Origin of the sequence: Brachybacterium sp. Z12 (assembly GCF_014400405.1) — a bacterium.
Classification (GTDB): domain Bacteria; phylum Actinomycetota; class Actinomycetes; order Actinomycetales; family Dermabacteraceae; genus Brachybacterium.
Genome location: NZ_CP060496.1, coordinates 1,642,334 through 1,668,174 on the forward strand (window position 1 = coordinate 1,642,334; position 25,841 = coordinate 1,668,174).

Consider the following 25,841-nt stretch of genomic DNA (forward strand, 5'->3'; position numbering starts at 1 on the left):
CATTACGATTCCACCAGCACCCCTGGTCAAGGAGAGCCACACATGTCGATTCTGGAGATCAAGAACCTCCACGCCAACGTCGAGACCCCTGAGGGCACCAAGGAGATTCTCAAGGGCGTCGACCTCACCATCAAGTCGGGCGAGACCCACGCGATCATGGGCCCCAACGGCTCGGGCAAGTCCACCCTGGCCTACGCGGTCGCCGGTCACCCCAAGTACGAGATCACCGCCGGCGAGGTCACCCTCGACGGTGAGGACGTGCTCGAGATGAGCGTCGACGAGCGCGCCCGCGCCGGTCTCTTCCTCGCCATGCAGTACCCGGTCGAGGTCCCCGGCGTCACCGTCTCGAACTTCCTGCGCACCGCCAAGACCGCGATCGACGGCGAGGCTCCCTCGCTGCGCACCTGGGTCAAGGACGTCAAGGGCTCCATGGAGGGCCTGAAGATGGATCCCGTCTTCGCCGAGCGCAACGTCAACGAGGGCTTCTCCGGCGGCGAGAAGAAGCGCCACGAGATCCTCCAGATGCAGCTCCTCAAGCCCGGCATCGCCATCCTCGACGAGACCGACTCCGGCCTCGACGTCGATGCGCTGCGCGTGGTCTCCGAGGGCATCAACCGCGCCAAGGAGGAGACCGAGGTGGGTGTCATGCTGATCACTCACTACACCCGCATCCTCCAGTACGTGAAGCCGGACTTCGTCCACGTCTTCGTGGACGGCCGGATCGCTGAGCAGGGCGGCCCGGAGCTGGCCGAGCGCCTCGAGGCCGAGGGCTACGACCGCTTCCTCGTCGGCGCCTGACCTCACCCGTCGGATCGGCTCGGGAGTGATCCCGGGCCGGTCCGGCAGCACCCATCAGGGGTCGCGGATGCGACCCATTTCCCCTTCGGGAGGATGCCATGACCGAACAGACGACTCCCTCGTCGACCGTGAGCTCCGAGGACGTCATCGAGGCGATGAAGGACGTGATCGACCCCGAGCTGGGGATCAACGTCGTCGATCTCGGCCTCGTCTACGGCGTCAACATCGAGGACGGCAACGCCGTGGTCGATATGACCCTCACCTCCGCCGCCTGCCCGCTGACGGACGTGCTCGAGGAGCAGACGTTCGCGGCGCTGGACGCCATCACCGAATCCCACCGCATCAACTGGGTGTGGATGCCGCCGTGGGGCATGGAGAAGATCACCGAGGACGGCCGCGAGCAGCTGCGCGCGATCGGCTTCAACCTGTGAGCTGAGCTCCAGGCGCGCACCGCGCCTCACGAAGAAGGTCCCCGCGGGACCGATGCGAGTGACTGCATCGGGCCTGCGGGGACCTTCTTCGTCAGTGGGGGCCCGAGACGGAACCGTCAGCGCAGGGCGGTCTCGACGGCGGTGACCTCGAGACCATGGGCTTCGCCGGTGCCGTCGTGGGTCAGCATCCCCGCGTGGGTGTGCAGCCCCTTGGCGAGCGCGGAGTCGGAGCGAAGCGCCTCACGCCAGCCCGCCCCGGCGATCTTCAGGATGTAGGGCAGGGTGGAGTTGTTCAGGGCGGCGGTCGCGGTGACCGGCACGGAGCCCGGCATGTTCGCCACGCAGTAGTAGATGGTGTCGTGGACCCGGAAGATCGGGTCGTCGTGCGTGGTGGGGCGGGAATGCTCGAAGCACCCGCCTTGGTCGATCGCCACGTCCACCAGCACGGAACCGGGCTTCATCGCCGCCACCATCTCGTCCGTCACGAGCTTCGGCGCCTTCTTTCCCGGGATCAGCACGGAGCCGACGACAACGTCGGCTCGGGCGACCTGCTCCGCGAGGTCCAGCGAGGTCGAGTAGCGGGTGCGGATGTCGCCGTGGTGCATCGCAGCGATCTGCCCGAGGCGGTCCACGTCGAGATCCATGACAGTGACGTCGGCATGCATCCCCAGCGCCATCACCGCAGCCTGCTCACCGACCATGCCGCCGCCGACGACCAGCACGTTGGCCTCGGTGGTGCCGGGGATCCCGCCCATCAGCACACCCGAGCCCCGAGCGGGGCCATCAGGTGATAGGCGCCGACCTGCGCCGCGAGCCGACCGGCGATCATGCTCATGGGAGCGAGCAGGGGCAGGGAGCGGTCCGCGCGCTGCACCGTCTCATAGGCGATCGAGGTGGCGCCCGAGGCCAGCAGCGCCTCGGTGAGGTCCTTGTCGGCTGCGAGATGGAGATAGGTGAACAGCACCTGGCCCTTGCGCAGGCGGCCGTGCTCTTCCGGGAGCGGCTCCTTCACCTTGATGATCATCTCGGCCTGCTCCCAGACCTCGTCGGCTGTCTCCAGGATCGTCGCGCCGGCTGCGAGGTAATCTTCATCGCTGACGCGCGAGCCGATACCGGCACCGGCCTCGACCACGACCTCGTGGCCACGCGCCACCAGCTCGTGGACGCCGGCTGCGCCGAGCCCCACGCGGTTCTCGTTGTTCTTGATCTCCCGGGGTACCCCGATCCGCATGTCGCGCCTCTCTGCTGCGTTCCTCGGCCTCGATCCGGGCCGCTCGGGCCAGCATGTCACCTCCGCGGGCGGAGGCGCTGTGGAACACGGCACCGTGGGCGGTATTCACGAGCCCGTCGGAGCGCCACGGCCCTAGACTCGACCCGGCTCTGTGCGACCTCGTTTGACCGCCGCGCACCGAGCGACCCCTCTCGAACAGGAGCATCATCCCGTGATCACCGTGCACGACCTCGCCATCCGCGTCGGCGCCCGGCTGCTCATGAGCGACGTCTCCTTCCAGATCACTGCCGGCGACAGGGTGGGGCTGGTGGGCCGCAACGGTGCCGGCAAGACGACCCTCACCAAGGTGCTCTCGGGAACGCTGGACCCCTCCGAGGGCAGCGTCGAGGTCACCGGCGAGCTCGGCTACCTGCCCCAGGACACCCACAGCGGCGAGGACACCGAACCGGTGCTCTCCCGCATCCTCTCCGCCCGCGGGCTCGACGGGATCTTCAAGAAGCTGCGCCGCGCCGAGGAGGAGATGGGGGACATGAGCCTCACCGAGGCGCGCCGTGAGAAGGCCATGAACCGCTACCCGCGGATCGAGGCCGAGCTCGATGCGGCGGGCGGCTATGCGGCCGAGGCCGAGGCCAAGCGGATGTCCGCGAACCTGGGCCTGCCCAACCGTCTGCTCGAGCAGGAGCTGGGCACCCTCTCGGGAGGCCAGCGTCGCCGCGTGGAGCTGGCGCGCATCCTGTTCTCCCAGGCGTCCACGATGATCCTGGACGAGCCCACGAACCACCTCGACCATGACTCGATCGTCTGGCTGCGCGATTACCTCATGACCTACCGCGGCGGGCTGATCATCATCAGCCACGACGTGGAGCTGGTCGAGCACGTCGTGAACAAGGTGTTCTACCTCGATGCCAACCGAGCCTCGATCGACATGTACAACATGGGCTGGAAGCTGTATCAGCGCCAGCGCGAGGATGACGAGAAGCGTCGCAAGCGCGAGTGGTCGAACGCCGAGAAGAAGGCCACCCAGCTCACCGCCCAGGCCGAGAAGATGCGTGCCAAGGCCACCAAGGCAGTCGCCGCGCAGAACATGCTCAAGCGTGCCGAGCGGATGCTCGACGGGGTCGAGGGGAGCGGCAGCAGGACCGCGTCGCCTCGCTGCGCTTCCCCAAGCCCGCCCCGTGCGGCAAGACACCGCTGATGGCGGAGGATCTCTCGAAGTCCTATGGCAGCCTCGAGATCTTCACCAGCGTGGATCTCGCGATCGATCGCGGCTCGAAGGTCGTCATCATCGGGCTCAACGGTGCCGGTAAGACCACTCTGCTGCGGATCCTCGCCGGAGTCGATGAGCCGGACACCGGCGGGCTGCTCCCCGGGCATGGTCTGCGGATCGGCTACTACGCGCAGGAGCACGAGACTCTCGATCTGGACCGCACGGTGCTCCAGAACATGATGACCGCTGCCTATGAGCTGGCCGAGGTCGAGGCCCGCAAGATCCTCGGCTCCTTCCTCTTCACCGGGGACGATGTCCACAAGCCGACTCGGGTGCTCTCCGGCGGTGAGAAGACCCGTCTCGCGCTCGCGACCCTCGTCGTCTCCAGCGCGAACGTGCTGCTGCTGGACGAGCCGACGAACAACCTCGACCCCGCCAGCCGCGAGGAGATCCTCGGGGCCCTCGCCGCCTTCGAGGGCGCCGTCGTGCTGGTCTCGCACGATCCCGGCGCCGTGGCGGCGCTGAACCCCGAGCGGGTGCTGATGATGCCCGACGCGGTCGAGGACCTGTGGAACGCCGAGTACCAGGAGCTCATCGAGCTGGCCTGAGCTGGGCACGACGCGCCGGACCGCGTCAGGGCTCCGCACATCCAGCGGGAATCCGCTGTACTCTCCAGCACATACTGAACAAGCTGTGAGGAGTTCTCAGTGTTCGTCCTTTCCCTGTCCGGCCGTCCCGGCCATGGTCGCGACGGGAGCGATCCCGTCCCCGCACTGCTCTCCGCCCTGGAGGGCCTGGACCTGCTGCTGCCGCCTGAGCGCACCATGGGGCCGGAGGCCCTCGTGCTGGCCGGCCGCGCCGAGGTCGCGCTCGAGGTGCTGCTGCGTGCGGCAGAGATCGGTGACCTGGCCGTGGGGCTCGGCGTCGGCGCTGTGACCCGGCCTCTCCCCGGTGTCGTCCGCGAGATCTCCGGACCCGCGGTGGAGGCCGCCGCCGCGGCCCAGCGAGCCGCCGCGACGACCTCCCAGGTCCCGCTGGCCGTGCGTGCCGCCGACGAACGCCACCGCGACACCGCCGCCGATGCGGAGGCTGTGCTCCGCCTGGTGGGCTGGATGGTCCGTCGCCGCAACCGCGGGCAGTGGGAGACGGTCAGGGCATTGCGGCAGGACCCCGGCGCCACACAGACCCAGCTCGCGCAGCAGCTCGGGGTGACCCAGCAGACGGTCTCGCGCGCGATGAAGACCAGCGGCTGGCGCGAGGAGAGCGCCGCGCACCCGCTGGCCGTGCGCCTGCTCAGCATGATCGACCTCACGTCGGTCCGCTGAGACCCCGTCCCCGGCCTGGCGCGGGCGTGCCTGCGCGCTATCCTGGGCACGCCCAGACGACTACCGAGGAGACCCATGGCGACGACGAATGATCTGAAGAACGGGATGGTCCTGGTGCTGGACCAGCAGCTCTGGAGCGTGGTCGAGTTCCAGCACGTCAAGCCCGGCAAGGGCCCCGCCTTCGTGCGCACCAAGCTGAAGAACATCATGTCCGGCAAGGGCGTCGACAAGACCTTCAACGCCGGCCTCAAGGTCGAGACCGCGACGGTCGACCGCCGTGACATGCAGTTCTCGTATCTCGACGGCGACATGTACGTGTTCATGGACACCTCGAACTGGGAGCAGACCAGCCTCACCGAGCAGATCGTCGGGGACGCCAAGGGCTTCATGCTCGAGGGCCAGGACGTGGTCATCGCGTTCCACGAGGGCGAGGCGCTCTTCGTCGAGATGCCGGCCTCTGTGACGCTCGAGATCGAGTTCACCGAGCCGGGTCTCCAGGGTGATCGCTCCAGCGGTGGCACCAAGCCCGCACGCCTCGAGACCGGTCGCGAGATCCAGGTCCCGCTGTTCCTGAACCAGGGCGACAAGGTCAAGGTCGACACGCGCAGCGGCGACTACATCGAGCGCGTCAAGTGACCTCAGGCTCTGCGCAGGGAAGCTCCGGGGGCCCGGCAGGACGCCGGGCCCCCGGGCTGCCTCACCCCACCCGCGAGGGTGCGGAGGTCGAGTTCGAGCGCACCATCCCGGCCCCTGCCGACCGGCTCCACGGACGCTCGCGCGACCGGATCCGTGCGATCGACGTGCTGTTCGAGGCCGATGCCAAGCAGGCCGACGTGCTCGACGTGCTCGCACAGCGTCTGAAGCGCACTGCTGCGCAGACCCCGCTGCCGCTGCGCGCCCGCGAGCTGGTCGAGCTGTACGCGCCGCATGCGATCGACATCGACGAGGACCTCGCCACCCATTCCCGGGACTGGCCGCTGCACCGGATGCCCGCGGTGGATCGCGCGATCCTGCGCCTGGGCAGCGCAGAGGCGCTCCACGGTGCGGACGAGACCGGGCGCGGAGCGATCATCGGCGAATACACGAAGATCGCCGAGGTGCTCTCCACCGACGACTCGCCGCGGTTCGTCAACGGCCTGCTGCAGCGCCTGGTCGACATGCGCGGCCTGCTCTCCTGAGAGCTCGCGCCGTGACCTGCTGCGGGCAGGACGCGGCGCTCCTGCCCCCGCATGGTCCGAGGGGCGGTCACCCGGCCGCTGCCCGGGATCGGCACCCTAGACTCGGCATCGCTCGCTCGAGCACCCCCGCCCTTTAACGACACGTCCTGAGAGGCGTGGAAGGGAGACCACAGATGAATGACGACCCCACCGCAGGCCCCGGCCCGCGACGAACCACCCAGCACCGGCCGCGGAGACCTCCCGTGTGCTCGGGCCCGAGGAGATCCGGCGTGCGCTGACCCGCATCGCCCACGAGATCCTCGAGAGCGGACACGGCGCCGAGGACCTGGTCCTGCTCGGCATCCCCCACCGGGGTGTGCCGCTCGCCCGCCGCCTCGCGGAGCAGATCGCCCGTGCTGAGGGCCGCCCCGACGGCGATGACCTCAGCGAGCTGTACGGCGCGCTGGACATCACCATGTACCGCGATGACCTCCGCAGCAACCCCACCCGCGCCCCGAGCCCCACGCGGATCCCGCCCTCCGGCATCGACGGCCGCCTCGTGGTGCTGGTCGATGACGTCCTCTACTCCGGGCGCACGATCCGCGCCGCGCTCGACGCGCTCAGCGCGATCGGTCGCCCCGCCGCAGTCCGGCTCGCGGTGCTGGTGGACCGCGGACACCGGCAGCTCCCGATCCGCGCCGACCACGTCGGCAAGAACCTCCCCCACCTCGCGCAGCGAGCGGGTGCACGTCCAGCTCAGCGAGACGGACGGGAGCGACGCGGTCGACATCGTGCGACCCAGCGGGGCCGGGACCGAGGGGAGCGGTCATGAGGCATTTCATCTCGATCGCGGATCTCACCCGCGAGGACGCCCTCGCCGTGCTCGCCACCGCCGAGCACATGGCGCAGACCCAGTCCCGATCGATCCGCAAGTTGCCCACCCTCGTCGGCACCACCGTGGTGAACCTCTTCTTCGAGGACTCCACCCGCACCCGGATCAGCTTCGAGGCCGCTGCGAAGCGGCTCTCCGCGGACGTCATCAACTTCTCCGCCAAGGGCTCCAGCATCTCCAAGGGGGAGTCGCTCAAGGACACCGCCCTGACCCTCCAGGCGATGGGTGCCGACGCAGTCGTGGTGCGCTCGAGCTCCTCCGGCGCGGCGCATCTGCTGGCGCACTCCGGCTGGATCGACCAGCCGATCGTCAACGCCGGGGACGGCGCGCACGAGCACCCCACTCAGGCGATGCTCGACGCCTTCACCATGCGACGGCACCTGCGACCCGGTGACCCGACCGCGGACCTCGCCGGGCTGCACGTGGTGATCGTGGGCGACGTGCTGCATTCGCGGGTGGCGCGCTCGAACGTGCTGCTGCTGAGCCTGCTCGGTGCCCGCGTCACCCTCGTGGCCCCGCCCGCCCTGGTGCCTGTCGGCGCCACCGCCTGGCCCTGCGAGATCAGCTACGACCTCGACGCGGCCCTGGCGACCGGGCCGGACGCCGTGATGATGCTGCGGGTCCAGAGCGAGCGGATGGTCGGCGGCGGGTTCTTCCCCACCGCCGGCGAGTACTCCCGCCGCTACGGCCTGACCACCGCCCGGGCAGCCACGCTGCCCGAGCACGCGATCGTGCTGCACCCCGGCCCGATGAACCGCGGATTCGAGATCGCCGGGGCGGTCGCCGACTCCCCGCGCAGCGTGATCGTCGAACAGGTCGCCTCCGGCGTGTTCGTCCGCATGGCCGTCCTCTACCACCTGCTCGCCACCGACGCCTGGGAGGCACCCCGTGACCATTGAGAACGGCATGACGACCGGCACCGCCGGCGTGAACCACGCGCCCCTGCTGATCCGGGGCGGTCGCCCCTACGGCGAAGAGGTCCAGGACATCCTCCTGGCCGACGGACGCATCGAGGCCGTCGGCACCGACCTCGAGGCGCCCGACGGCGTGGAGATCATCGAGGCGGAGGGCTGCATCGTGCTGCCCGGCCTGGTGGACCTCCACACCCACCTGCGCGAGCCCGGCGGTGAGGAGGCCGAGACCGTCGAGTCCGGGACCCGGGCCGCCGCCCGCGGCGGATTCACCGCCGTGCACGCCATGGCCAACACCACCCCCGTCGCCGACACCGCCGGCGTCGTCGAGCAGGTCGCGCGGCGCGGGGACAGCGCCGGCTGGTGCGCGGTCAGGCCGGTGGGCGCCGTGACCGTGGGCCTGGCGGGGGAGCGGCTCGCCGAGCTCGACGCCATGGCCAATTCGCGCGCGAAGGTCCGAGTGTTCAGCGACGACGGAAAATGCGTCGACGATCCGGTGCTGATGCGTCGCGCGCTCGAGTACGTGAAGTCCTTCGACGGCGTCATCGCTCAGCACGCGCAGGACCCGCGGCTCACCGAAGGCGCCCAGATGCACGAGGGCGTCGTCTCCGCGGAGCTGGGCCTGACCGGCTGGCCGGCCGTCGCCGAGGAATCGATCATCGCGCGTGATGTGCTGCTGGCCCAGCACGTCGGATCGCGCCTGCACGTGTGCCACCTGTCCACCGCCGGCAGCGTCGACATCATCCGCTGGGCGAAGCAGCGAGGTATCGCCGTGACCGCCGAGGTGACGCCCCACCACCTGCTGCTGACCGATGAGAACGTGCGCCAGTTCGACGCGGTCTTCAAGGTCAACCCGCCGCTGCGGACGGCCGCGGACGTCGACGCAGTCCGGGAAGGCCTCGCCGACGGCACCATCGACATCGTCGCGACCGACCACGCGCCGCATCCGCGGGACGCCAAGGATCGCGAATGGGACCAGGCCGCGATGGGCATGACCGGACTGGAGACGGCACTGTCGCTGGTGCAGCTGACCATGGTCGACGAGGGACGCCTCAGCTGGCGTGACGTCGCCCGGGTGCTCTCCGAGAAGCCAGCGGAGATCGGCCGTGACGAGGACCAGGGCCGACCGCTCGAGCCCGGTTCCCCCGCCCACCTCCTGGTCTGGGACCCTCATCCGGTGCGGGTGGCCGACCCCGCCGAGCACGCCTCCCTCAGCCGCAACTCCCCGTTCGCCGGGCTCGAGCTGCCCGGCAGCAATCGCCTCACCGTGCTGGGCGGACGACCGACGGTGCGCGAGGGCCAGGTGGTGGAGCGATGAGCGGACAGCTGATCCCCGTCCTGTTGCTGGCCGCGCTGTTCGTGCTGATCCTGGCCGCCATGGCCTGGGGGTGGCGTCGCCGAGGCCGCTCCCAGCAGCACCTGCCAGCGCCGCTGGACTCCTCTCTCGAGGAGCTCGGCGAGGGCATCGACCACGGGCCCGTGGACGCCGTCTACGTCGACACCGTGCTCGCCGAGCAGCCCCTCGAACGGATCGTCGCCCACAGCCTCGGTCAGCGCGCGAACGCGGCCGTGACCCTCGGCGACGGCGGCTCCTGGCGCCTTGAACGCGAGGGCCCCGCAGATCTCACCATCCCCGGCTCGGCCGTCTCGGAGATCACCTCCGGGCCCGGCATGGCCGGCAAGTTCATCGGAGGCGACGGCCTCCTGATCATCCGCTGGCGCTTGGGCGACCAGCTCCTCGACACCGGACTGCGCCTCGCCCGGCGCGCCGACCACGACCTCCTGCTCTCCCGGAAGGAGCACGCATGACTTCCACCGCTTCCACCAGGCCCCCGGCCTCTCGCGCCCGCCGCGAGAAGGCCCTGCTGATCCTCGAGGACGGCACCGTGCTGCGCGGTTCCGCCTACGGCGCCCGCGGCACCCGTTTCGGTGAGGTCGTCTTCACCACGGGGATGACCGGCTACCAGGAGACCCTCTCGGATCCCTCCTACGCCGGCCAGATCGTGGTCCAGACCTCCCCGCACATCGGCAACACCGGCGCGAACGCCCAGGACATGGAGTCCCGCAAGGTGTGGGTGCGCGGCTACGCCGTGCGCGATGCCAGCCGCATCGCCTCCTCCTACCGCGCGGAGCAGACCCTCGACGATCTGCTGATCAGCAGCGACGTCGTCGGCATCAGCGACATCGACACCCGCATGCTCACCCGGCTGCTGCGCGATGCCGGCTCCCTGCGCGGCGGGATCTTCTCCGGCGACGCGCTCTCCACGCCCGAGCAGGAGCTGCTCGCCCAGGTGCGCGAACAGCCGTCCATGACCGGCGCGAGCTTCCTCGACGAGGTCACCATCGCCCAGCCGGTGGTCCTCGAGCCAGAGGGCGAAGCGGTCGCGACCGTCGCCGCCGTCGACCTCGGCATCAAGGGGCCTCGCCGCGCAGCATGCTCGCACGTGGACTGCGCGTGCACCTGCTGCCGGCCAGCACCTCGCTCGAGGACCTCCTCGCACTCTCCCCGGATGCCGTGTTCTTCTCCAACGGACCGGGCGACCCCGCCGCCGCGACCGCTCAGATCGACCTGCTGCGCGGCGTCCTCGACGCCGGGATCCCGTTCTTCGGCATCTGCTTCGGCAACCAGCTGCTGGGACGCGCCCTTGGCTTCGGCACCTACAAGCTGAAGTTCGGCCACCGCGGCATCAACCAGCCCGTGCAGGATCGCGAGACCGGCGCAGTGGCGATCACCGCGCACAACCACGGCTTCGCCGTCGACCTCCCGATCGAAGGCGAGCACATCGCTCCCCACGACGACGGGCGCTACGGCCGTGTCGTGGTCTCCCACGTCGGACTCAACGACGGTGTGGTCGAAGGCCTGCGATGCCTCGACCGTCCCGCGTACTCGGTCCAGTACCACCCCGAGGCGGCCGGCGGCCCGCACGACGCCTCGCCCCTCTTCGATCGTCTGGCAGAGCTCGCCGTCGCCCACCGCGCCGCCTCTGCGTCCAAGGAGTCCTGATGCCCCGTCGTCCCGATATCAAGTCCGTCCTGGTCATCGGCTCCGGCCCGATCGTCATCGGACAAGCCGCCGAGTTCGACTACTCCGGCACCCAGGCCTGCCGGGTGCTGCGCGAGGAGGGCCTGCGTGTCATCCTCGTCAATTCCAACCCGGCCACGATCATGACCGATCCGGAGATCGCCGACGCCACCTACATCGAGCCGATCGATCCCCAGATCATTCGCACGATCATCGAGAAGGAGCGGCCGGACGCCCTGCTGCCCACTCTCGGCGGCCAGACCGCGCTGAACGCCGCCATCGCCCTCGCCGGCGATGGCACGCTCGAGGAGTTCGGCGTCGAGATGATCGGCGCGAGCCTGGACGCGATCAACAAGGCCGAGGACCGTCAGCTGTTCAAGGAGGTCGTCGAGCGGGTCGGCGGTGAATCCGCGCGCTCGCGGATCTGCCACTCGATCGACGATCTGCTCGAGGCCGCCGAGGACCTCGGGTACCCGATGGTGGTGCGCCCCAGCTTCACCATGGGCGGTCTCGGCTCCGGCATGGCCTACGACGAGGCGGACCTGCGCCGCATCGGCGGCGACGGCCTGCACTACTCGCCGACGACCGAGGTGCTGCTCGAGGAATCGATCCTGGGCTGGAAGGAGTTCGAGCTCGAGCTGATGCGCGACAGCGCGGACAACTGCGTCGTGGTCTGCTCGATCGAGAACGTCGACCCCGTCGGCGTGCACACCGGCGACTCGGTCACCGTGGCCCCCGCCCTCACGCTCACCGATGTCGAGATGCAGAAGCTGCGCGACCTCGGCATCGCGATCATCCGCGAGGTCGGCGTCGACACCGGCGGCTGCAACGTGCAGTTCGCGACCCATCCCGAGACCGGCCGCGTGGTGGTCATCGAGATGAACCCCCGCGTCTCCCGCTCCTCGGCGCTGGCCTCGAAGGCCACCGGCTTCCCGATCGCGAAGATCGCGGCCCGGGTGGCGATCGGCTACACCCTCGACGAGATCCGCAACGACATCACCGGCACCACCCCGGCGAGCTTCGAGCCGGCTCTGGACTACGTGGTCGTGAAGGTGCCGCGCTTCGCCTTCGAGAAGTTCCCCGCCGCGGACCCGACGCTCACCACCACGATGAAGAGCGTCGGCGAGGCGATGGCGCTCGGCCGCAACTTCACCGAAGCCCTCGGCAAGGCGCAGCGCTCCATCGACGTCAAGGACGCCAGCCTCAGCTATCGCGACGCGCCGCCCTCGGCCGCCGAGGTCACGGAGCTGCTGGACCAGGTGCGCACACCCACCGCGGAGCGACTGGTGACGATCTCCCGCATCCTGTGGTCCGCCGCGGAGGGGATCCTCGACCCCGCCGAGACCCTCGACCGGCTGGTGGAGGCCACCGCGATCGACCGCTGGTTCCTCGACCAGATGCTGATGGTCGCCGAGATCGCCGCCGAGATCCGCGGCACGGAGGTGCTCGACGCGGACCTGCTCTCGCTGGCCAAGCGCCACGGTCTCTCCGATGACCAGATCGGCGCGCTCTGCGGCCGCAGCGGTGACGTGGTCAAGGGCGTGCGCGAGGCGCTGGGCATCAACCCCGTCTACAAGACGGTCGACACCTGCGCCGCGGAGTTCGCCTCCAGCACGCCGTACCACTACTCCACCTACGACCAGGAGACCGAGGTCGAGACCCGGGAGCGTCCCGCGATCCTCATCCTCGGCTCGGGCCCCAACCGCATCGGCCAGGGCATCGAGTTCGACTACTCGTGCGTGCACGCCGCGATGGCGCTCGGCAACCGGGATCTGCCCGGCGGCGGCTACGAGACCGTCATGATCAACTGCAACCCCGAGACCGTCTCGACCGACTACGACATCGCCGACCGGCTCTACTTCGAGCCCCTCACCTTCGAGGACGTGGTCGAGGTGTACGAGGCGGAGAAGGCTGCCGGTCCCGTGGCAGGTGTGATCGTCCAGCTCGGCGGTCAGACCCCGCTCTCGCTCGCGCGCCGGCTCGAAGCCGAGGGCCTGCCGATCATCGGCACCAGCCCCGCAGCGATCGACAACGCCGAGGACCGCGGCCACTTCGGCGCCGTCCTCGCCGAGGCGAACCTGCCTGCACCGCCCTACGGGACCGCCTGGGGGCTCAGCGATGCGACCGAGGTCGCCGCGAAGGTGGGCTACCCGGTGCTGGTGCGCCCGAGCTATGTGCTCGGCGGGCGCGGCATGGAGATCGTGTTCGACGAGGCCGGCCTCGTGGACTACGTCGCTCGCAACCTGCCCGACGGGGGACGGGCCGAGGCCCCGATCCTCATCGACAGCTTCCTCGACACCGCCATCGAGATCGACGTCGACGCCCTCTACGACGGCACCGACCTCTACATCGGCGGCGTGATGGAGCACATCGAGGAAGCCGGCATCCACTCCGGCGACTCGGCCTGCACCCTCCCGCCGATCACCCTCAGCGACGCGGTCATGGACCGCATCCGCACCTCGACCCTGGCGATCGCCGAGGGCGTGGGCGTGCGCGGACTGCTCAACATCCAGTTCGCCCTCTCCCACGGGGTGCTCTACGTGCTCGAGGCCAACCCGCGCGCCTCCCGCACCGTGCCCTTCGTCGCCAAGGCCACCGGCGTCGCGCTGGCGCAGGCCGCAGCCCTGCTCATGGCCGGCACCTCGATCGCGGACCTGCGCCGCGGCGGCGTGCTGCCCGCCGAGGGCGACGGCACGGATCTGCCCGACGATTCCCCGATCGCGGTGAAGGAGGCGGTGCTCCCCTTCAAGCGCTTCCGCACCCGCGAGGGCCGCGCCGTCGACTCCGTGCTCGGACCGGAGATGCGTTCGACCGGCGAGGTGATGGGGCTGGACTCCACCTTCCCGCTGGCCTTCGCGAAGTCGCAGCTCGCGATCGCCGGGCAGGGGCTGCCCATCTCCGGCACCGCCTTCGTCTCGGTCGCCGACCGCGACAAGCGCTCGCTGCCGCTGCCGGTGGCACGGCTGGCGGCGCTCGGCTTCGAGATCCTCACCACGGCGGGGACCGGCCGCGTGCTCAGCCGCTACGGCATCCCGTGCCGCGTGCTGCGAAAGGCCTCGGAGCCCGGGGACGAGGCCAGCGTCATCGAGCTGATCGAGAACGGCCAGGTGGACCTGGTGATGAACACCCCTCCGGCTCCAACGCGCGGGTGGACGGCTACGCGATCCGCGCCGCCGCGACCAGCATGGACGTCCCGATGATCACCACCCTCCAGGAGTTCCAGGCGGCGGTGCAGGCGATCGAGGCACGGCCCGTCGAGCCCTTCGAGGTGCTGAGCCTGCAGGCGCACACCGCGCGGCTGGCCGCGTCGCGGGCCCGCGTGGCGCACGCATGAGCACCGGCAGCCGCAACTTCGGCGATCGCCTCCAGCAGGCGGTCGCCGAACGGGGGCGGATCGTGGCCGGCATCGATCCGCACGCCTCGCTGCTCGCGGACTGGTCGCTGCCGGACACTCCGGAGGGCCTGCGGGAGTTCTCGCTGCGTGCCCTGGAGGCCGTCAGCGGCCGGGTCGCTGCGATCAAGCCGCAATCGGCCTTCTACGAGCGCCACGGCTCCGCCGGGGTGGCGGTGCTGGAGGAGCTCCTGTCCGACGCCCGGGCACGCGGGGTGCTCACCATCCTGGACGTCAAGCGGGGCGACATCGGTTCGACCATGGCCGCCTACGCCGAGGCGCACCTGCTCCCGGGGGCTCCGCTGGAGGCCGACGCGATCACCGTCAGCCCGTTCCTGGGCACCGGTTCGCTGGACCCCGCGGCGCAGCTCGCGGCCGAGCACGGCAAGGGGATGTTCCTGCTCGCGCTCACCTCGAACCCGGACGGACCCCAGGTCCAGCACGCCCGCTCGGCAGCGGACACGCCGGTGGCGCGCGAGATCGCGCGACACGCCGAGAAGATCGGGGGAGGAGATCCGAACCGCTGGTCGAGCGTAGGTCTCGTGGTCGGCGCGACCGTCGGGGACGCCTACCGACGACTGGGCCTGGACCAGGCGGCGCCCTCGGTGCCGCTGCTCGCACCAGGCTTCGGCGCGCAGGGTGCAGGACCGGCGCAGATGGCAGAGGTTTTCGGCGACAACGCAGGTCACGTGCTGGTTTCGCTGTCTCGAGGTCTTCTCGGGGCCGGGCCTGCCGCGGAGTCCCTGAGCCGCCGCGCCGAGGAGCTGCGCTCCGAGTACGGCGGCGTCGTCACCACCGCCTGACCCAAGTCCGGCAACGTCCGGCGGGAGGTGTTCCGACACCCCTCATCGGCCACCGATCTGCACCGGACCAGCGGCGAAGCGTGTCGAAAGTGCGCTCCGCCACGAATATGGGGTTACGCTCTTCCCACACCGAGGTCCTCCCGGATCTCCACGTCACCAGCAAGAGAACAAGAGGTAAGAACAGTGGCTCTCCCTCCCCTCACCCCTGAGCAGCGGGCCGACGCCCTGAAGAAGGCCGCCGAGGCTCGTCGCGAGCGCGCGGCCATCAAGGCGCGGCTCAAGGACAGCGCCGGTCACCGCGGCGAAGAGATCCAGAAGGTCCTCACGGAGGCCGAGACCAACGAGGTCGTCGGTCGCCTGCGAGTCTCCGCGCTGCTGGAGGCCCTCCCGGGTGTCGGCAAGGTCAAGGCCCAGCAGATCATGGAGGAGATCGGCATCTCCCCGTCTCGCAAGATCCGCGGCCTGGGCTCCCATCAGGCGCAGAAGCTCGTCGCCCACTTCTCCGAGTGACTGATCACCTCACCGGGGCCGACGCCGACAGGGCGCCGGCCCCGGTGACTGTGCTCGCCGGCCCGACCGCGGTCGGCAAGGGCACCGTCTCCGCAGCGATCCGCGCCCGCTATCCGCAGATCTGGCTCTCCGTCTCCGCCACCACCCGGGCCCCGCGTCCCGGCGAGATCGATGGAGTCCACTACAGCTTCGTGAGCGAGCCTGAGTTCTCCTCGCTGATCGATAACGGGCAGATGCTCGAGTGGGCCGTGGTCCACGGCCGTAACAAGTACGGCACGCCGCGCGGCCCCGTCGAGGCGAAGGTCGCCGAGGGGCGACCGGTGCTGCTCGAGATCGATCTGGCCGGCGCGCGCCAGGTCCGTGAATCGATGCCCGAGGCGCGCTTCGTGTTCCTCGCCCCGCCGGACTGGGACACCCTGGTGGACCGGCTCGTGGGCCGCGGCACCGAGGACGCCGAGGAGCGCGAGCGCCGCCTGGCGACCGCGAAGATCGAGCTCGCCGCAGAGAGCGAGTTCGACGTCACCATCGTCAACGACACCGTGGATCGCGCCGCGGACGAGCTCGCCCGCCTGCTCGGCGTGCGCGACCTCACCTGACCTTGCACGCTCCCGCCCTCTCCCCGCACAGGAGAAGGGCGTATCCTGAAGCGTCGCACGCCGAAACTCATGAAGGGACATCCGTGGCCGGAACAGTCGCTCAGCCCGAAGGCATCACGAACCCCCGATCGACCGTCTCCTCGAGACCGTCGATTCCAAGTACGCCCTGGTGCTCTACTCCTCCCAGCGCGCACGCCAGATCAACGCGTACTACTCGCAGCTCTCCGAAGGACTGCTCGAGTTCGTCGGCCCGCTGGTGGATGTCGACAACCAGGAGAAGTCGCTCTCGATCGCGCTCCGCGAGATCGACGAGGGTCTCCTGACCGTCCGCGAGATCGACGAGGAGGAGTACGCCGCGCAGAACGAGCCGGATCCGAACGCTCCGGCCCCGCTGCTCCTCGGCGACGACGCTCCCGAGATCCCGTCGACCGATTTCCCGCTCTGATCCCGGCTCACGCCGGATGATCTGAATGCAGAGCCTGCCGCGCTCCTTCGAGGGGGCCCGCGTCCTGGTCGGCATCGGCGGAGGGATCGCCGCATACAAGACCGCGCACCTGGTGCGCGGTCTTGTCGGTGAAGGGGCAGATGTCCGCGTCGTGCCCACGACCGCTTCGCTCGAGTTCGTCGGCGCCGCGACCTGGGAGGCACTCAGTCACCACCCGGTCCTCACGTCCGTCTTCGAGGATGTCGACGAGGTCGCGCACGTGCGCTTCGGCCAGGAGGCCGATCTGGTGGTGATCGCCCCCGCCACTGCGGACCTGCTGGCACGGATGCGCATCGGCCGCGCCGACGACCTCCTCAGCGCCTCTCTGCTGGTGGCCCGCGCCCCGATCGTGGTCGCTCCCGCGATGCACACCGAGATGTGGGAGCACGCCTCCGTCCGCGAGAACGTGGACGTGCTGCGCCGGCGCGGCATCACCGTGCTCGAACCGGCCGTCGGGCGCCTCACCGGCCCGGACTCCGGCCCCGGCCGGCTGCCCGAGCCGGCTGCCCTTCTGGACGCGGCCCGCGCCGCGATCTCCGCGCCCCGGGGCGAGCACGGAGCGATCCGGCGCGACCTCCTGGGCCGCGAGCTGCTGATCACCGCGGGCGGCACCCGTGAGGATCTCGACCCGGTGCGCTTCTTGGCCAACCACTCCTCGGGCAAGCAGGGCTGGGCCCTCGCGCACGCCGCGCTCGTGCGGGGTGCGCGAGTGCGCCTGGCCGCGGCGAATGTCGAGCTCGAGACCCCGCCCGGCGCCGAGCGCTCCGATGTGGGCAGCGCCGCAGAGCTCGCCTCTCTCGTGGCTGAGCAGCGAGGCCAGGTGGACGCCCTGGTGATGGCGGCGGCCGTCGCGGACTTCACCGCCGCCGAGCGTGCGGGCTCCAAGATCAAGAAGGACGACGGCGACGACGACTCCGTGCCGGCCATCGCGCTGCGACGCACCGAGGACATCCTGCGTCACAGTGTGCTCGACCGCGCAGATGCCGCACGGCCCGCGATCGTCGGCTTCGCCGCGGAGACCGGGGAGAGGGCGCCTCCGCCATCGACCTCGCACGGGCCAAGGCCCGCCGCAAGGGAGCCGACCTGCTGGTCTTCAACGACATCAGCGCAGGAGTGTTCGGTGCGGCGGACAACTCCGTGCGCGTCCTCGACCGCGAGGGGGAGGAAGTGGCCAGTGCGGAGGGCAGCAAGACCGCTGTCGCTCACGCCGTGCTCGATGAGCTCATCGCGCTCCTCCCGGAAGTATCCTGATCCCCATGACCTCCAGCGAGCTGCGCACCTTCACGTCCGAATCGGTCACCGAAGGGCACCCCGACAAGATCTGCGACCAGATCTCCGACGCGATCCTCGATGATCTGCTTGCCCAGGATCGCGATGCCCGCGTCGCGGTCGAGACCCTGGTGACCACCGGGCTCGTGCATGTCGCCGGCGAGGTCCGCACCTCCGGGTACAGCGACGTCGCGACGATCGTGCGCGACGTCATCCGGGAGATCGGGTACGACTCCTCGGAGAAGGGCTTCGACGCCGACTCCTGCGGCGTCCAGGTCTCGATCGGCGCACAGTCGCCGGACATCGCCCAGGGCGTGGACAACTCCCTGGAGACCCGGGGCGACGTCGCGGCCGAGGCCTTCGCGCGGCTCGGCGCCGGGGACCAGGGCCTGATGTTCGGCTACGCCTGCCGGGACACCCCGAGCTGATGCCGCTGCCGATCCACGCCGCGCACCGCCTGACCCGGAACCTCTCCTCGGCCCGCCGCGACGGGGTGCTTCCGTACCTGCGTCCCGACGGGAAGACCCAGGTCTCGATCGGCTACGACGAGGACGGCGTGGCCCGCAGCGTCGACGCGATCGTCGTCTCGACCCAGCACAGCGAGGAGGTCGACCTCCTCAGCCAGCTGGCACCGGCGATCTCGAAGGTCGTCATCGCGCCGGTCCTCGAGGACCTCGAGAATGCGGGCCTGGACACCTCGGACGTCACCATCCACATCAACCCCTCCGGACGTTTCGTGCTCGGCGGTCCCAAGGGCGATGCGGGCCTGACCGGCCGCAAGATCATCGTGGACACCTACGGCGGGATGGCCCGCCACGGCGGCGGCGCATTCTCCGGCAAGGACCCCTCGAAGGTCGACCGCTCCGGCGCCTACGCCATGCGGTGGATCGCGAAGAACATCGTCGCCGCCGGACTCGCCGACCGCTGCGAGGTCCAGGTGGCGTACGCGATCGGCGTCGCCGAGCCCGTCGGGCTGTACGTCGAGACCTTCGGCACCGGCCATGCGCCCTCTCACCAGATCGCCGCGGCGGTGCGCAGAGTCTTCGACCTGCGCCCGGCCGCGCTGATCGACGCCCTCGACCTGCTGCGCCCCATCTACGCACTCACCTCCGTGCACGGCCACTTCGGCCGCGAACTGCCGGAGTTCACCTGGGAGCGCACGGACCGCGCCGAGGAGCTGGGGCGCGCCCTGTGAGAACCCCCGATCGCTCTGGCGCCCCGCACACGGATCTGGACCCGCAGCTCGCCGCCCGCCTGAAGCGGGACCCCGACGGCCTGATCACCGCCGTGGTGCAGGACGCCACCGACCACCGGGTGCTGATGGTGGGCTGGATGGATGACGAGGCGCTGCACCGCACGCTGACCAGCGGACGGGCCACCTACTGGTCCCGCTCCCGCGGAGAGTACTGGCGCAAGGGAGACACCAGCGGCCACGTCCAGTGGGTGCGCTCGGTCGCGCTCGACTGCGATGCCGACACCCTGCTGGTGCGGGTCGACCAGGTCGGCGCAGCCTGCCACCGCGGCACCGACACCTGCTTCGACGACGGCGACCTCGACGCCCTCGTCCTCGACCCCACGGAGCGCACAGCATGAACGAGAACACCGCGACCGACCCCGACGCCTCGGGCGCTGCCCCCGGCGAGGCCTATCCGGAACAGGTCGGCGGGCGCGAGGGCGACGCGCTCGGCGTGATCGTCCCCGACCGTGCGACGTTCCGCGAGCTCGCGGCACGCCAGCGGGTGGTGCCGCTCAGCGTGCGCCTGCTGGCCGATGAGGACACCCCGGTCTCCCTCTACCGCAGGCTCACCGCGGACGGCGAGACCCGCGGGACCTTCCTGCTCGAATCCGCCGGGGAGGGCGAAGCCTCGCGCTTCTCCATCATCGGCACCCGCGCCCGCGCCGTGCTCACCGAGCGTGACGGCGAGGCGCACTGGCGCGGCGACGTCCCCGCCGGAGTCCCCACCTCCGGCAGCCCCGTGGAGGCTCTGCGCGAGGTCACCAGCGCCTTCCGGGCGGCGCGACAGCCCCATCTGCCGCCGTTCTCCGGTGGGCTGGTGGGCTTCGTCGCCTACGACGCCGTGCGTCACTGGGAGAAGCTCGACGCCTCCCCGCCCGACGAGATCGGTCTGCCGGACCTCTCGATGCTGCTGGCCCAGGATGTCGTGGTCCACGACGCCCACGACTCCACCGTCGTGCTGGTCGCCAACGCGCTGAACCTCAACGCGACGGCCGACGGCGTCGACGCGGCCTACGACGACGCCCTGGCACGGCTGGAGCAGATGCGTGAACGACTGCGCACCCCCGTGAGCACCGGACCGGTCGTGTACGACACGACACGGGATCTCGAGCCCAAGGCCCGCACCTCCCAGCTCGAGTACGAGCGCTCCGTCCGCTCCGCCGTGCAGGACATCATCGACGGTGAGATCTTCCAGGTCGTGCCCTCGCAGAGGTTCTCGCTGCCGGTCGCGGCGGACCCGCTGGACGTCTATCGCGTGCTGCGGCGGATGAACCCCAGCCCCTATATGTATCTGCTGCGGACCGTCGACGCCGACGGCGAGCCGATCGATGTGGTCGGGGCGAGCCCGGAATCGCTGGTGACGGTGCGCGGCACCACCGCGACCACCCACCCGATCGCGGGATCGCGGCCCCGCGGAGCGACCCCGAGGAGGACGAGCGCCTCGGCAGCGAGCTGCTCGCCGATCCCAAGGAACGCTCCGAGCACCTGATGCTCGTGGATCTCGCGCGCAACGACCTGCAGAAGTTCTGTGCCCCTGGCACCGTCGTGGTGCGGGACTTCATGCACATCGAGCGGTTCTCCCACATCCAGCACATCGTCTCCACGTGACCGGTCACCTCCGCGAAGGAGCTCTGGCCTACGACGCGCTGCGGGCGACGTTCCCGGCCGGGACGCTCTCCGGTGCGCCGAAGCCCTCGGCGATGCGGATCATCGATCAGCTCGAGCCGGTGCGGCGCGGGGTCTACGGGGGCACGGTCGGCTACATCGACTTCGCCGGCGACATGGACATGGCGATCGCCATCCGCACCGCCGTCATCAAGGACGGCACCGCACACGTCCAGGCCGGCGGGGAGTGGTCGCCGATTCCGATGCCACCATGGAGCACCGCGAGACCCAGTCGAAGGCCGCTGCCGCGCTGCGGGCCGCAGCAGCTGCCGACACCCTGCGTCCGGCATGAGCGAGGAGACGCCCGCCCTCCGCCGTGCCCGGCCCACTCGCCGCGCCACGGTGCTCGCGGGGACCGCGGCAGCTGCGCTGCTGGCTGGCGCCACCAGCACCACCTGGATCAACGCCACGGCCCCCGACCTGGCCGGGACGGCGCAGCAGGTCACGGTGACCGGCTCCGATGCGGCCCCGGCCGTGCTCGCCCTGGCCCTGGTCGCGATCGCGGCCTCGCTCGCCACAGCTCTCTCGTCCCACTGGCTGCGCTTCGTCACCGGGCCGGTGCTGATCGCCACCGGGGCAGGCTCCGTGATCGCCGCGCTGGGGGCGGTGCAGGCGCCCCAGGAGGCCGCGCGCTCCGCCGTCGGGTCCGCCACCGGCGTGCTCGGATCCGCAGTCCAGGCCGAGCCGACAGCCTGGCCGCTGCTCACCCTCGTGCCCGCTCTGGTGGTCGCGGGGATCGGCGTGCTGGTGCTGGTCGTCGGCAGGGGCTGGCCGGTGGGCACCCGGTATCGCAGCGCCGCGGTCGTCGCCACCGCGGATCCCGGGCAAGACCCTGCGGCGGCATGGGACGCCCTCACCCGGGGGAGGACCCGAGCCTGCCGGAAGATGACGAAGACAACGAAGACGACAACGAAGACACCGCCGAGCCGCCTGCCGAGGGAGATCGTCGCACCCCGCGGTGATGCTGCTCACGCGGTGCGCGAAGACGCTGCCGCCACGCGGCGGACCTCAGCCCTTGGTGCGGTGATGACGTGGCACAATGGCCTCGACAGGGACCCTGACTGGAGAAGGATCATGCCTAAGACCTACGCTGTGCCGCCGCCCCCTCATCACAACGAGGGCAAGACCATCGCGGCCTGGGCCATGAACCTCGGCATCGTCGCAGGCTCAGTCCCCATCGCCGCAGGCATGATCCTGTCGGACATGGAGATCCTGATCTGGATCGGTGCGGGGATCATCGCGCTGGCGATCGTGGTCGGCGTGGCGCTCTCGCTGGCAGGACTCGGCCAGCCCCGTGGCTACGGGATGGTCCACGCCGCACAGACCGCCGCAGACAGCGACGATCACAATGCGCGTTCCGACCGTCCCGCCGAGGCCGACGCCAGGTGACAGCGGCGGCGCGGGAGCGGCACGGCGGAGCCGTGCCCGATGCTCCCGGCCGCGGCCCGCACCGGGCCCTCCTGCCGCTCGCGATCGGTGCCGCAGGGCTCGCCGTCGCCATCGGGGTGCAGCTGGTCTTCGACCCGTTCCGCACCCACATACCGCTGTGCGTGCTCAACCACCTCACGGGTCTGGAATGCCCCGGCTGCGGAGCGATCCGTTCGGTCCATGCGCTGCTGGCAGGTGACGTGCTGCTCGCGCTGCGGAACAACGCCCTGATCACCATCGCGATCCCGCTGGTCGGGATCGGGCTCGTGACATGGGCCGCGCGCCGTGCCCGAGGCCTGCGCACGGACCTGATGCCCTCCCGCACCGTGCTGCTGGTCCTGGTCGGCTTCGCGGCGCTGTACGCCGTGCTGAGGAACCTGCCGGCCTTCTGGTTCCTCGCCCCGATCTCCTACGTCGGCGGCTGAGCACCGCCCCGACGCTCCCGGCGGCCCGTCGTGCCGCCCCCGCTCCGACCTGCTGCAGGAGGCATGCGTGACCACCACCGGAACCGTCCTCGACGAGATCATCGTCGGAGTGCGTGAAGATCTCGCGCCGCGCCGCGCCGCGGTGCCCGACGCCGAGATCGAGCGGCGCGCCCGTGCCGCGGCACCTGCCCTGGACGCACGGGCCAGCCTCGTCGGTGACGGCACCACGATGGGCCTGATCTCCGAGGTCAAGCGCTCCAGCCCCTCCAAGGGCGCGCTGGCCGAGATCCCCGAGCCCGCCGAGCTCGCCGCGACCTACGCGAGCGCCGGCGCATCCGCGATCAGCGTGCTCACCGAGCAGCGCCGGTTCCGCGGCACCCTCGCCGACCTCGACGCGGTGCGGGCTCGGGTCGACATCCCCGTGCTGCGCAAGGACTTCGTGGTCGAGCCGTACCAGGTGCTCGAGGCACGCGCGCACGGCGCCGACCTCGTGCTGCTGATCGTCGCCGCCCTCGATGACGCCCAGCTGCGCGACCTCCACGACCTCACCACCGAACTCGGCATGCAGGCGCTGGTGGAGACCCACACCGAGGACGAGCTCGAACGCGCGCTCGCCCTCGAGGCGGACATCATCGGCGTCAACGCCCGCAATCTGAAGGACCTCACCGTCGATCTCGGGCGTGCCACCGATCTGCTGCGCCGGATCCCCGCAGGCCCGCTCGCGATCGGGGAATCCGCCGTGGTCACGCGCGCCGACGTCGAGGAGTACGCCGCCGCCGGCGCCGACGCCGTGCTGGTGGGCGAAGCGCTGGTCACCTCCGGCGACCCCGCCGCCGAAGCAGCCTCGTACCGCCAGGTCGCCCGCCGCGGCCGACCCGTCACGGAAGGAGCTCAGGCATGAGCAGCCCCGAGCACGAACCCGTCCTGCCAGATCTGACCCGGCCGACCTCCGAGCTGCGCTCAGAGGCGGGCCCCTACTTCGGTGACTTCGGCGGGCGCTTCCTGCCCGAGGCCCTCGTGCCCGCACTCGACGAGCTCACCGAGGTGTACGAGAAGGCGATCATCGATCCGGAGTTCACCGTAGAGCTGCCGCCGACTCGCCGCCGAATACACCGGGCGACCGTCCCTGCTGTCCGAGGCCCCGCGCTTCTCGCAGCTCGCCGGAGGCGCCCGCATCCTGCTCAAGCGGGAGGATCTGAACCACACCGGCAGCCACAAGATCAACAACGTCCTCGGCCAGGCGCTGCTGACCAAGCGCATGGGCAAGACGCGCGTGATCGCAGAGACCGGCGCCGGCCAGCACGGCGTCGCGACCGCGACCGCCGCCGCGCTGTTCGGACTGGACTGCACGATCTACATGGGCGGGGAGGACACCGAGCGCCAGGCGCTGAACGTCGCCCGCATGCGGCTGCTCGGCGCCGACGTGATCGCCGTCGAGCAGGGCTCTCGGACCCTCAAGGACGCGATCAACGAGGCGTTCCGCGACTGGGTCGCGAACGTCGAGACCACGCACTACCTGCTGGGCACCGTCGCCGGACCCCACCCCTTCCCGGCGATGGTGCGCGACTTCCACCGCATCATCGGCGAAGAGGCCCGCGCCCAGACGCTCGAGCGGGTGGGCCGCCTGCCGGATGCGGTCGTCGCCTGCGTGGGCGGCGGATCCAACGCCATGGGGATCTTCCACGCCTTCCTCGACGACACCGACCCGCTGGTGCGGCTGATCGGCTGCGAGGCCGGCGGAGATGGGATCTCCTCCGGCCGCCATTCTGCGACCCTCAACGGGGCTCCGCCGGCGTGCTCCACGGCGCCCGTAGCTTCGTGATGCAGGACGAGGACGGGCAGACCATCGAGTCCCACTCCATCTCCGCGGGCCTGGACTACCCCAGCGTCGGCCCCGAGCACGCCTGGCTGGCGGATATCGGCCGCGCCGAGTACCGGGTCGTCGACGACGCCCCCGCGATGGAGGCCTTCGCTCTGCTGTCCATGACCGAGGGGATCATGCCCGCGATCGAGTCCGCCCATGCCCTGGCCGGCGCCCTCCAGCTGGGCCGTGAGCTCGGCGAGGACGCCGTGATCCTGGTGAGCCTCTCCGGCCGCGGGGACAAGGACGTCGACACCGCCTCGAAGTGGTTCGGCCTGGTGGGCGACGAACCCGCCCGCGCCGATCTGACCGCGCTGCGGGATGCTGCCCGCGCGACCACCACCGATCAGGCAGAGGAGTCCCGATGACCATCGCCGACACCCACCGGCTGCGCGCCGACGACGCCCTGGAGCGTGCCCGGGCGGAGAATCGGTCCGCGCTCATCGGCTACCTCCCCGCCGGGTTCCCGGATCTGGAGCGCTCGATCGAGGCCGCACGGATCCTCATCGACCACGGCGCCGACATGATCGAGCTCGGACTGCCGTACTCGGACCCTGTCATGGACGGTGCCGTGATCCAGGAGGCCGCCAAGGCCGCACTGCTCGGAGGCACCCGCACCCGGCATGTGCTCCAGGCCGTCGAGGCCCTGTCCGGCCGCGGCGCCGCGATCCTGGTGATGAGCTACTGGAACCCGATCCTCGCCTACGGGCCCAACTCCTTCGCCCGCGATCTCGCGGCCGCCGGCGGCGCCGGCGTGATCACCCCGGATCTCATCCCCGATGAGGGCGCGGACTGGATCGCGGCGAGTGAGGAGCACGAGGTGGACCGCATCTTCCTGGTCGCACCGAGCTCCCCGCGCGACCGGCTCGAGCATGTCGTCTCCCACACGCGGGGCTTCGTCTACGCGGCGAGCACCATGGGCGTCACCGGAACCCGGGCGAGCGTCTCCGCGGCCACCGAGGGCCTGGTGGAGCGAACGCGCGCCGCAGGTGCAAAGAATGTCTGCGTGGGGCTCGGCGTCTCGAACGGTGAACAGGCCTCGGAGGTCGGGGCGTACGCTGATGGAGTGATCGTCGGCTCCGCCTTCGTGCGCGCGCTGCTCGAGAACCAGGGTGATGACCGTGCCGCCCGCACTGCTCTGGCAGCAGTGGCCGATGACCTCCGTGCCGGCGTCGAGCGCGCTCGCGCCTGAGCCGAT

General features: G+C 70.5%; 16 protein-coding genes and 10 pseudogenes. 25 read left to right on the forward strand and 1 reads right to left on the reverse strand.

Features of this window, described 5'->3' with window-relative positions:
* Nucleotides 1–42 precede the first annotated feature (42 nt).
* The gene (sufC, locus tag H3H54_RS08720; RefSeq protein ID WP_262426284.1) at nt 43–798 is read left to right on the forward strand and encodes a Fe-S cluster assembly ATPase SufC; all 756 of its coding nucleotides are present in this window, start codon (nt 43–45) and stop codon (nt 796–798) included.
* Nucleotides 799–896: 98 nt separating this feature from the next.
* Nucleotides 897–1,229 (forward strand): metal-sulfur cluster assembly factor, encoded by a 333-nt coding sequence (locus tag H3H54_RS08725; RefSeq protein WP_262426285.1) that lies wholly within the window; start codon nt 897–899, stop codon nt 1,227–1,229.
* 116 nt (nt 1,230–1,345) lie between these two features.
* Here the strand turns inward: H3H54_RS08725 and ald are convergent.
* Nucleotides 1,346–2,460, reverse strand: a pseudogene (ald, locus tag H3H54_RS08730) (alanine dehydrogenase).
* Between the two features lie 211 nt (nt 2,461–2,671).
* Here ald and H3H54_RS08735 point away from each other — a divergent pair.
* The 23 genes and pseudogenes from H3H54_RS08735 to trpA all read left to right on the forward strand — a co-directional run bounded on the left by H3H54_RS08735 (nt 2,672) and on the right by trpA (nt 25,835).
* Nucleotides 2,672–4,275 (forward strand): annotated as a pseudogene (locus H3H54_RS08735) (ABC-F family ATP-binding cassette domain-containing protein).
* A gap of 99 nt (nt 4,276–4,374) precedes the next feature.
* Nucleotides 4,375–4,992 (forward strand): winged helix-turn-helix domain-containing protein, encoded by a 618-nt coding sequence (locus H3H54_RS08740; RefSeq protein ID WP_262426286.1) that lies wholly within the window; start codon nt 4,375–4,377, stop codon nt 4,990–4,992.
* A 75-nt stretch (nt 4,993–5,067) separates the two neighbouring features.
* Nucleotides 5,068–5,628 carry an elongation factor P gene (efp, locus tag H3H54_RS08745; protein WP_262426287.1) on the forward strand — a complete coding sequence of 187 codons (561 nt, stop codon included), beginning with the start codon at nt 5,068–5,070 and terminating at the stop codon, nt 5,626–5,628.
* Nucleotides 5,625–6,170: a transcription antitermination factor NusB gene (gene nusB, locus H3H54_RS08750; RefSeq protein WP_262426288.1), complete on the forward strand. Its 546-nt coding sequence runs from the start codon at nt 5,625–5,627 to the stop codon at nt 6,168–6,170. The genes efp and nusB overlap by 4 nt, the downstream gene beginning before the upstream one ends.
* A 244-nt stretch (nt 6,171–6,414) precedes the next feature.
* Nucleotides 6,415–6,952 (forward strand): annotated as a pseudogene (pyrR, locus tag H3H54_RS08755) (bifunctional pyr operon transcriptional regulator/uracil phosphoribosyltransferase PyrR); the annotation flags it as partial.
* A gap of 25 nt (nt 6,953–6,977) precedes the next feature.
* On the forward strand, nt 6,978–7,940 hold the full coding sequence (locus H3H54_RS08760; protein WP_262426289.1) for an aspartate carbamoyltransferase catalytic subunit: 963 nt from the start codon (nt 6,978–6,980) through the stop codon (nt 7,938–7,940).
* 7 nt (nt 7,941–7,947) lie between these two features.
* Nucleotides 7,948–9,270 carry a dihydroorotase gene (locus H3H54_RS08765; protein WP_262426438.1) on the forward strand — a complete coding sequence of 441 codons (1,323 nt, stop codon included), beginning with the start codon at nt 7,948–7,950 and terminating at the stop codon, nt 9,268–9,270.
* The gene (locus H3H54_RS08770) at nt 9,267–9,761 is read left to right on the forward strand and encodes a hypothetical protein (protein WP_262426290.1); all 495 of its coding nucleotides are present in this window, start codon (nt 9,267–9,269) and stop codon (nt 9,759–9,761) included. The genes H3H54_RS08765 and H3H54_RS08770 overlap by 4 nt, the downstream gene beginning before the upstream one ends.
* Nucleotides 9,758–10,956: pseudogene (carA, locus tag H3H54_RS08775) on the forward strand (glutamine-hydrolyzing carbamoyl-phosphate synthase small subunit). Before H3H54_RS08770 ends, carA begins: the two are co-directional and overlap by 4 nt.
* Nucleotides 10,956–14,308, forward strand: a pseudogene (gene carB / locus H3H54_RS08780) (carbamoyl-phosphate synthase large subunit). The pseudogenes carA and carB overlap by 1 nt, the downstream one beginning before the upstream one ends.
* Nucleotides 14,305–15,168 (forward strand): orotidine-5'-phosphate decarboxylase, encoded by an 864-nt coding sequence (gene pyrF / locus H3H54_RS08785; RefSeq protein WP_262426291.1) that lies wholly within the window; start codon nt 14,305–14,307, stop codon nt 15,166–15,168. The pseudogene carB and the gene pyrF overlap by 4 nt, the downstream one beginning before the upstream one ends.
* Before the next feature lie 183 nt (nt 15,169–15,351).
* The gene (gene mihF / locus H3H54_RS08790) at nt 15,352–15,678 is read left to right on the forward strand and encodes an integration host factor, actinobacterial type (RefSeq protein ID WP_262426292.1); all 327 of its coding nucleotides are present in this window, start codon (nt 15,352–15,354) and stop codon (nt 15,676–15,678) included.
* Nucleotides 15,675–16,274: a guanylate kinase gene (gene gmk / locus H3H54_RS08795; RefSeq protein ID WP_262426293.1), complete on the forward strand. Its 600-nt coding sequence runs from the start codon at nt 15,675–15,677 to the stop codon at nt 16,272–16,274. The genes mihF and gmk overlap by 4 nt, the downstream gene beginning before the upstream one ends.
* A gap of 83 nt (nt 16,275–16,357) precedes the next feature.
* Nucleotides 16,358–16,719, forward strand: a pseudogene (gene rpoZ, locus H3H54_RS08800) (DNA-directed RNA polymerase subunit omega).
* 25 nt (nt 16,720–16,744) lie between these two features.
* A pseudogene (gene coaBC, locus H3H54_RS08805) lies at nt 16,745–18,009 on the forward strand (bifunctional phosphopantothenoylcysteine decarboxylase/phosphopantothenate--cysteine ligase CoaBC).
* Between the two features lie 5 nt (nt 18,010–18,014).
* Nucleotides 18,015–19,222, forward strand: a pseudogene (metK, locus tag H3H54_RS08810) (methionine adenosyltransferase).
* Nucleotides 19,219–19,620 carry a phosphoribosyl-AMP cyclohydrolase gene (gene hisI / locus H3H54_RS08815; protein ID WP_262426294.1) on the forward strand — a complete coding sequence of 134 codons (402 nt, stop codon included), beginning with the start codon at nt 19,219–19,221 and terminating at the stop codon, nt 19,618–19,620. Before metK ends, hisI begins: the two are co-directional and overlap by 4 nt.
* Nucleotides 19,617–21,221 (forward strand): annotated as a pseudogene (locus tag H3H54_RS08820) (anthranilate synthase component I). Before hisI ends, H3H54_RS08820 begins: the two are co-directional and overlap by 4 nt.
* Nucleotides 21,218–22,318 (forward strand): Trp biosynthesis-associated membrane protein, encoded by a 1,101-nt coding sequence (locus tag H3H54_RS08825; RefSeq protein ID WP_262426295.1) that lies wholly within the window; start codon nt 21,218–21,220, stop codon nt 22,316–22,318. The pseudogene H3H54_RS08820 and the gene H3H54_RS08825 overlap by 4 nt, the downstream one beginning before the upstream one ends.
* A 32-nt stretch (nt 22,319–22,350) precedes the next feature.
* Nucleotides 22,351–22,782 (forward strand): DUF2752 domain-containing protein, encoded by a 432-nt coding sequence (locus tag H3H54_RS08830; RefSeq protein WP_262426296.1) that lies wholly within the window; start codon nt 22,351–22,353, stop codon nt 22,780–22,782.
* 67 nt (nt 22,783–22,849) lie between these two features.
* Nucleotides 22,850–23,683 carry an indole-3-glycerol phosphate synthase TrpC gene (trpC, locus tag H3H54_RS08835; protein WP_262426297.1) on the forward strand — a complete coding sequence of 278 codons (834 nt, stop codon included), beginning with the start codon at nt 22,850–22,852 and terminating at the stop codon, nt 23,681–23,683.
* Nucleotides 23,680–25,011: pseudogene (trpB, locus tag H3H54_RS08840) on the forward strand (tryptophan synthase subunit beta). The gene trpC and the pseudogene trpB overlap by 4 nt, the downstream one beginning before the upstream one ends.
* Nucleotides 25,008–25,835 carry a tryptophan synthase subunit alpha gene (gene trpA / locus H3H54_RS08845; protein ID WP_262426298.1) on the forward strand — a complete coding sequence of 276 codons (828 nt, stop codon included), beginning with the start codon at nt 25,008–25,010 and terminating at the stop codon, nt 25,833–25,835. Before trpB ends, trpA begins: the two are co-directional and overlap by 4 nt.
* Nucleotides 25,836–25,841: the final 6 nt, after the last annotated feature.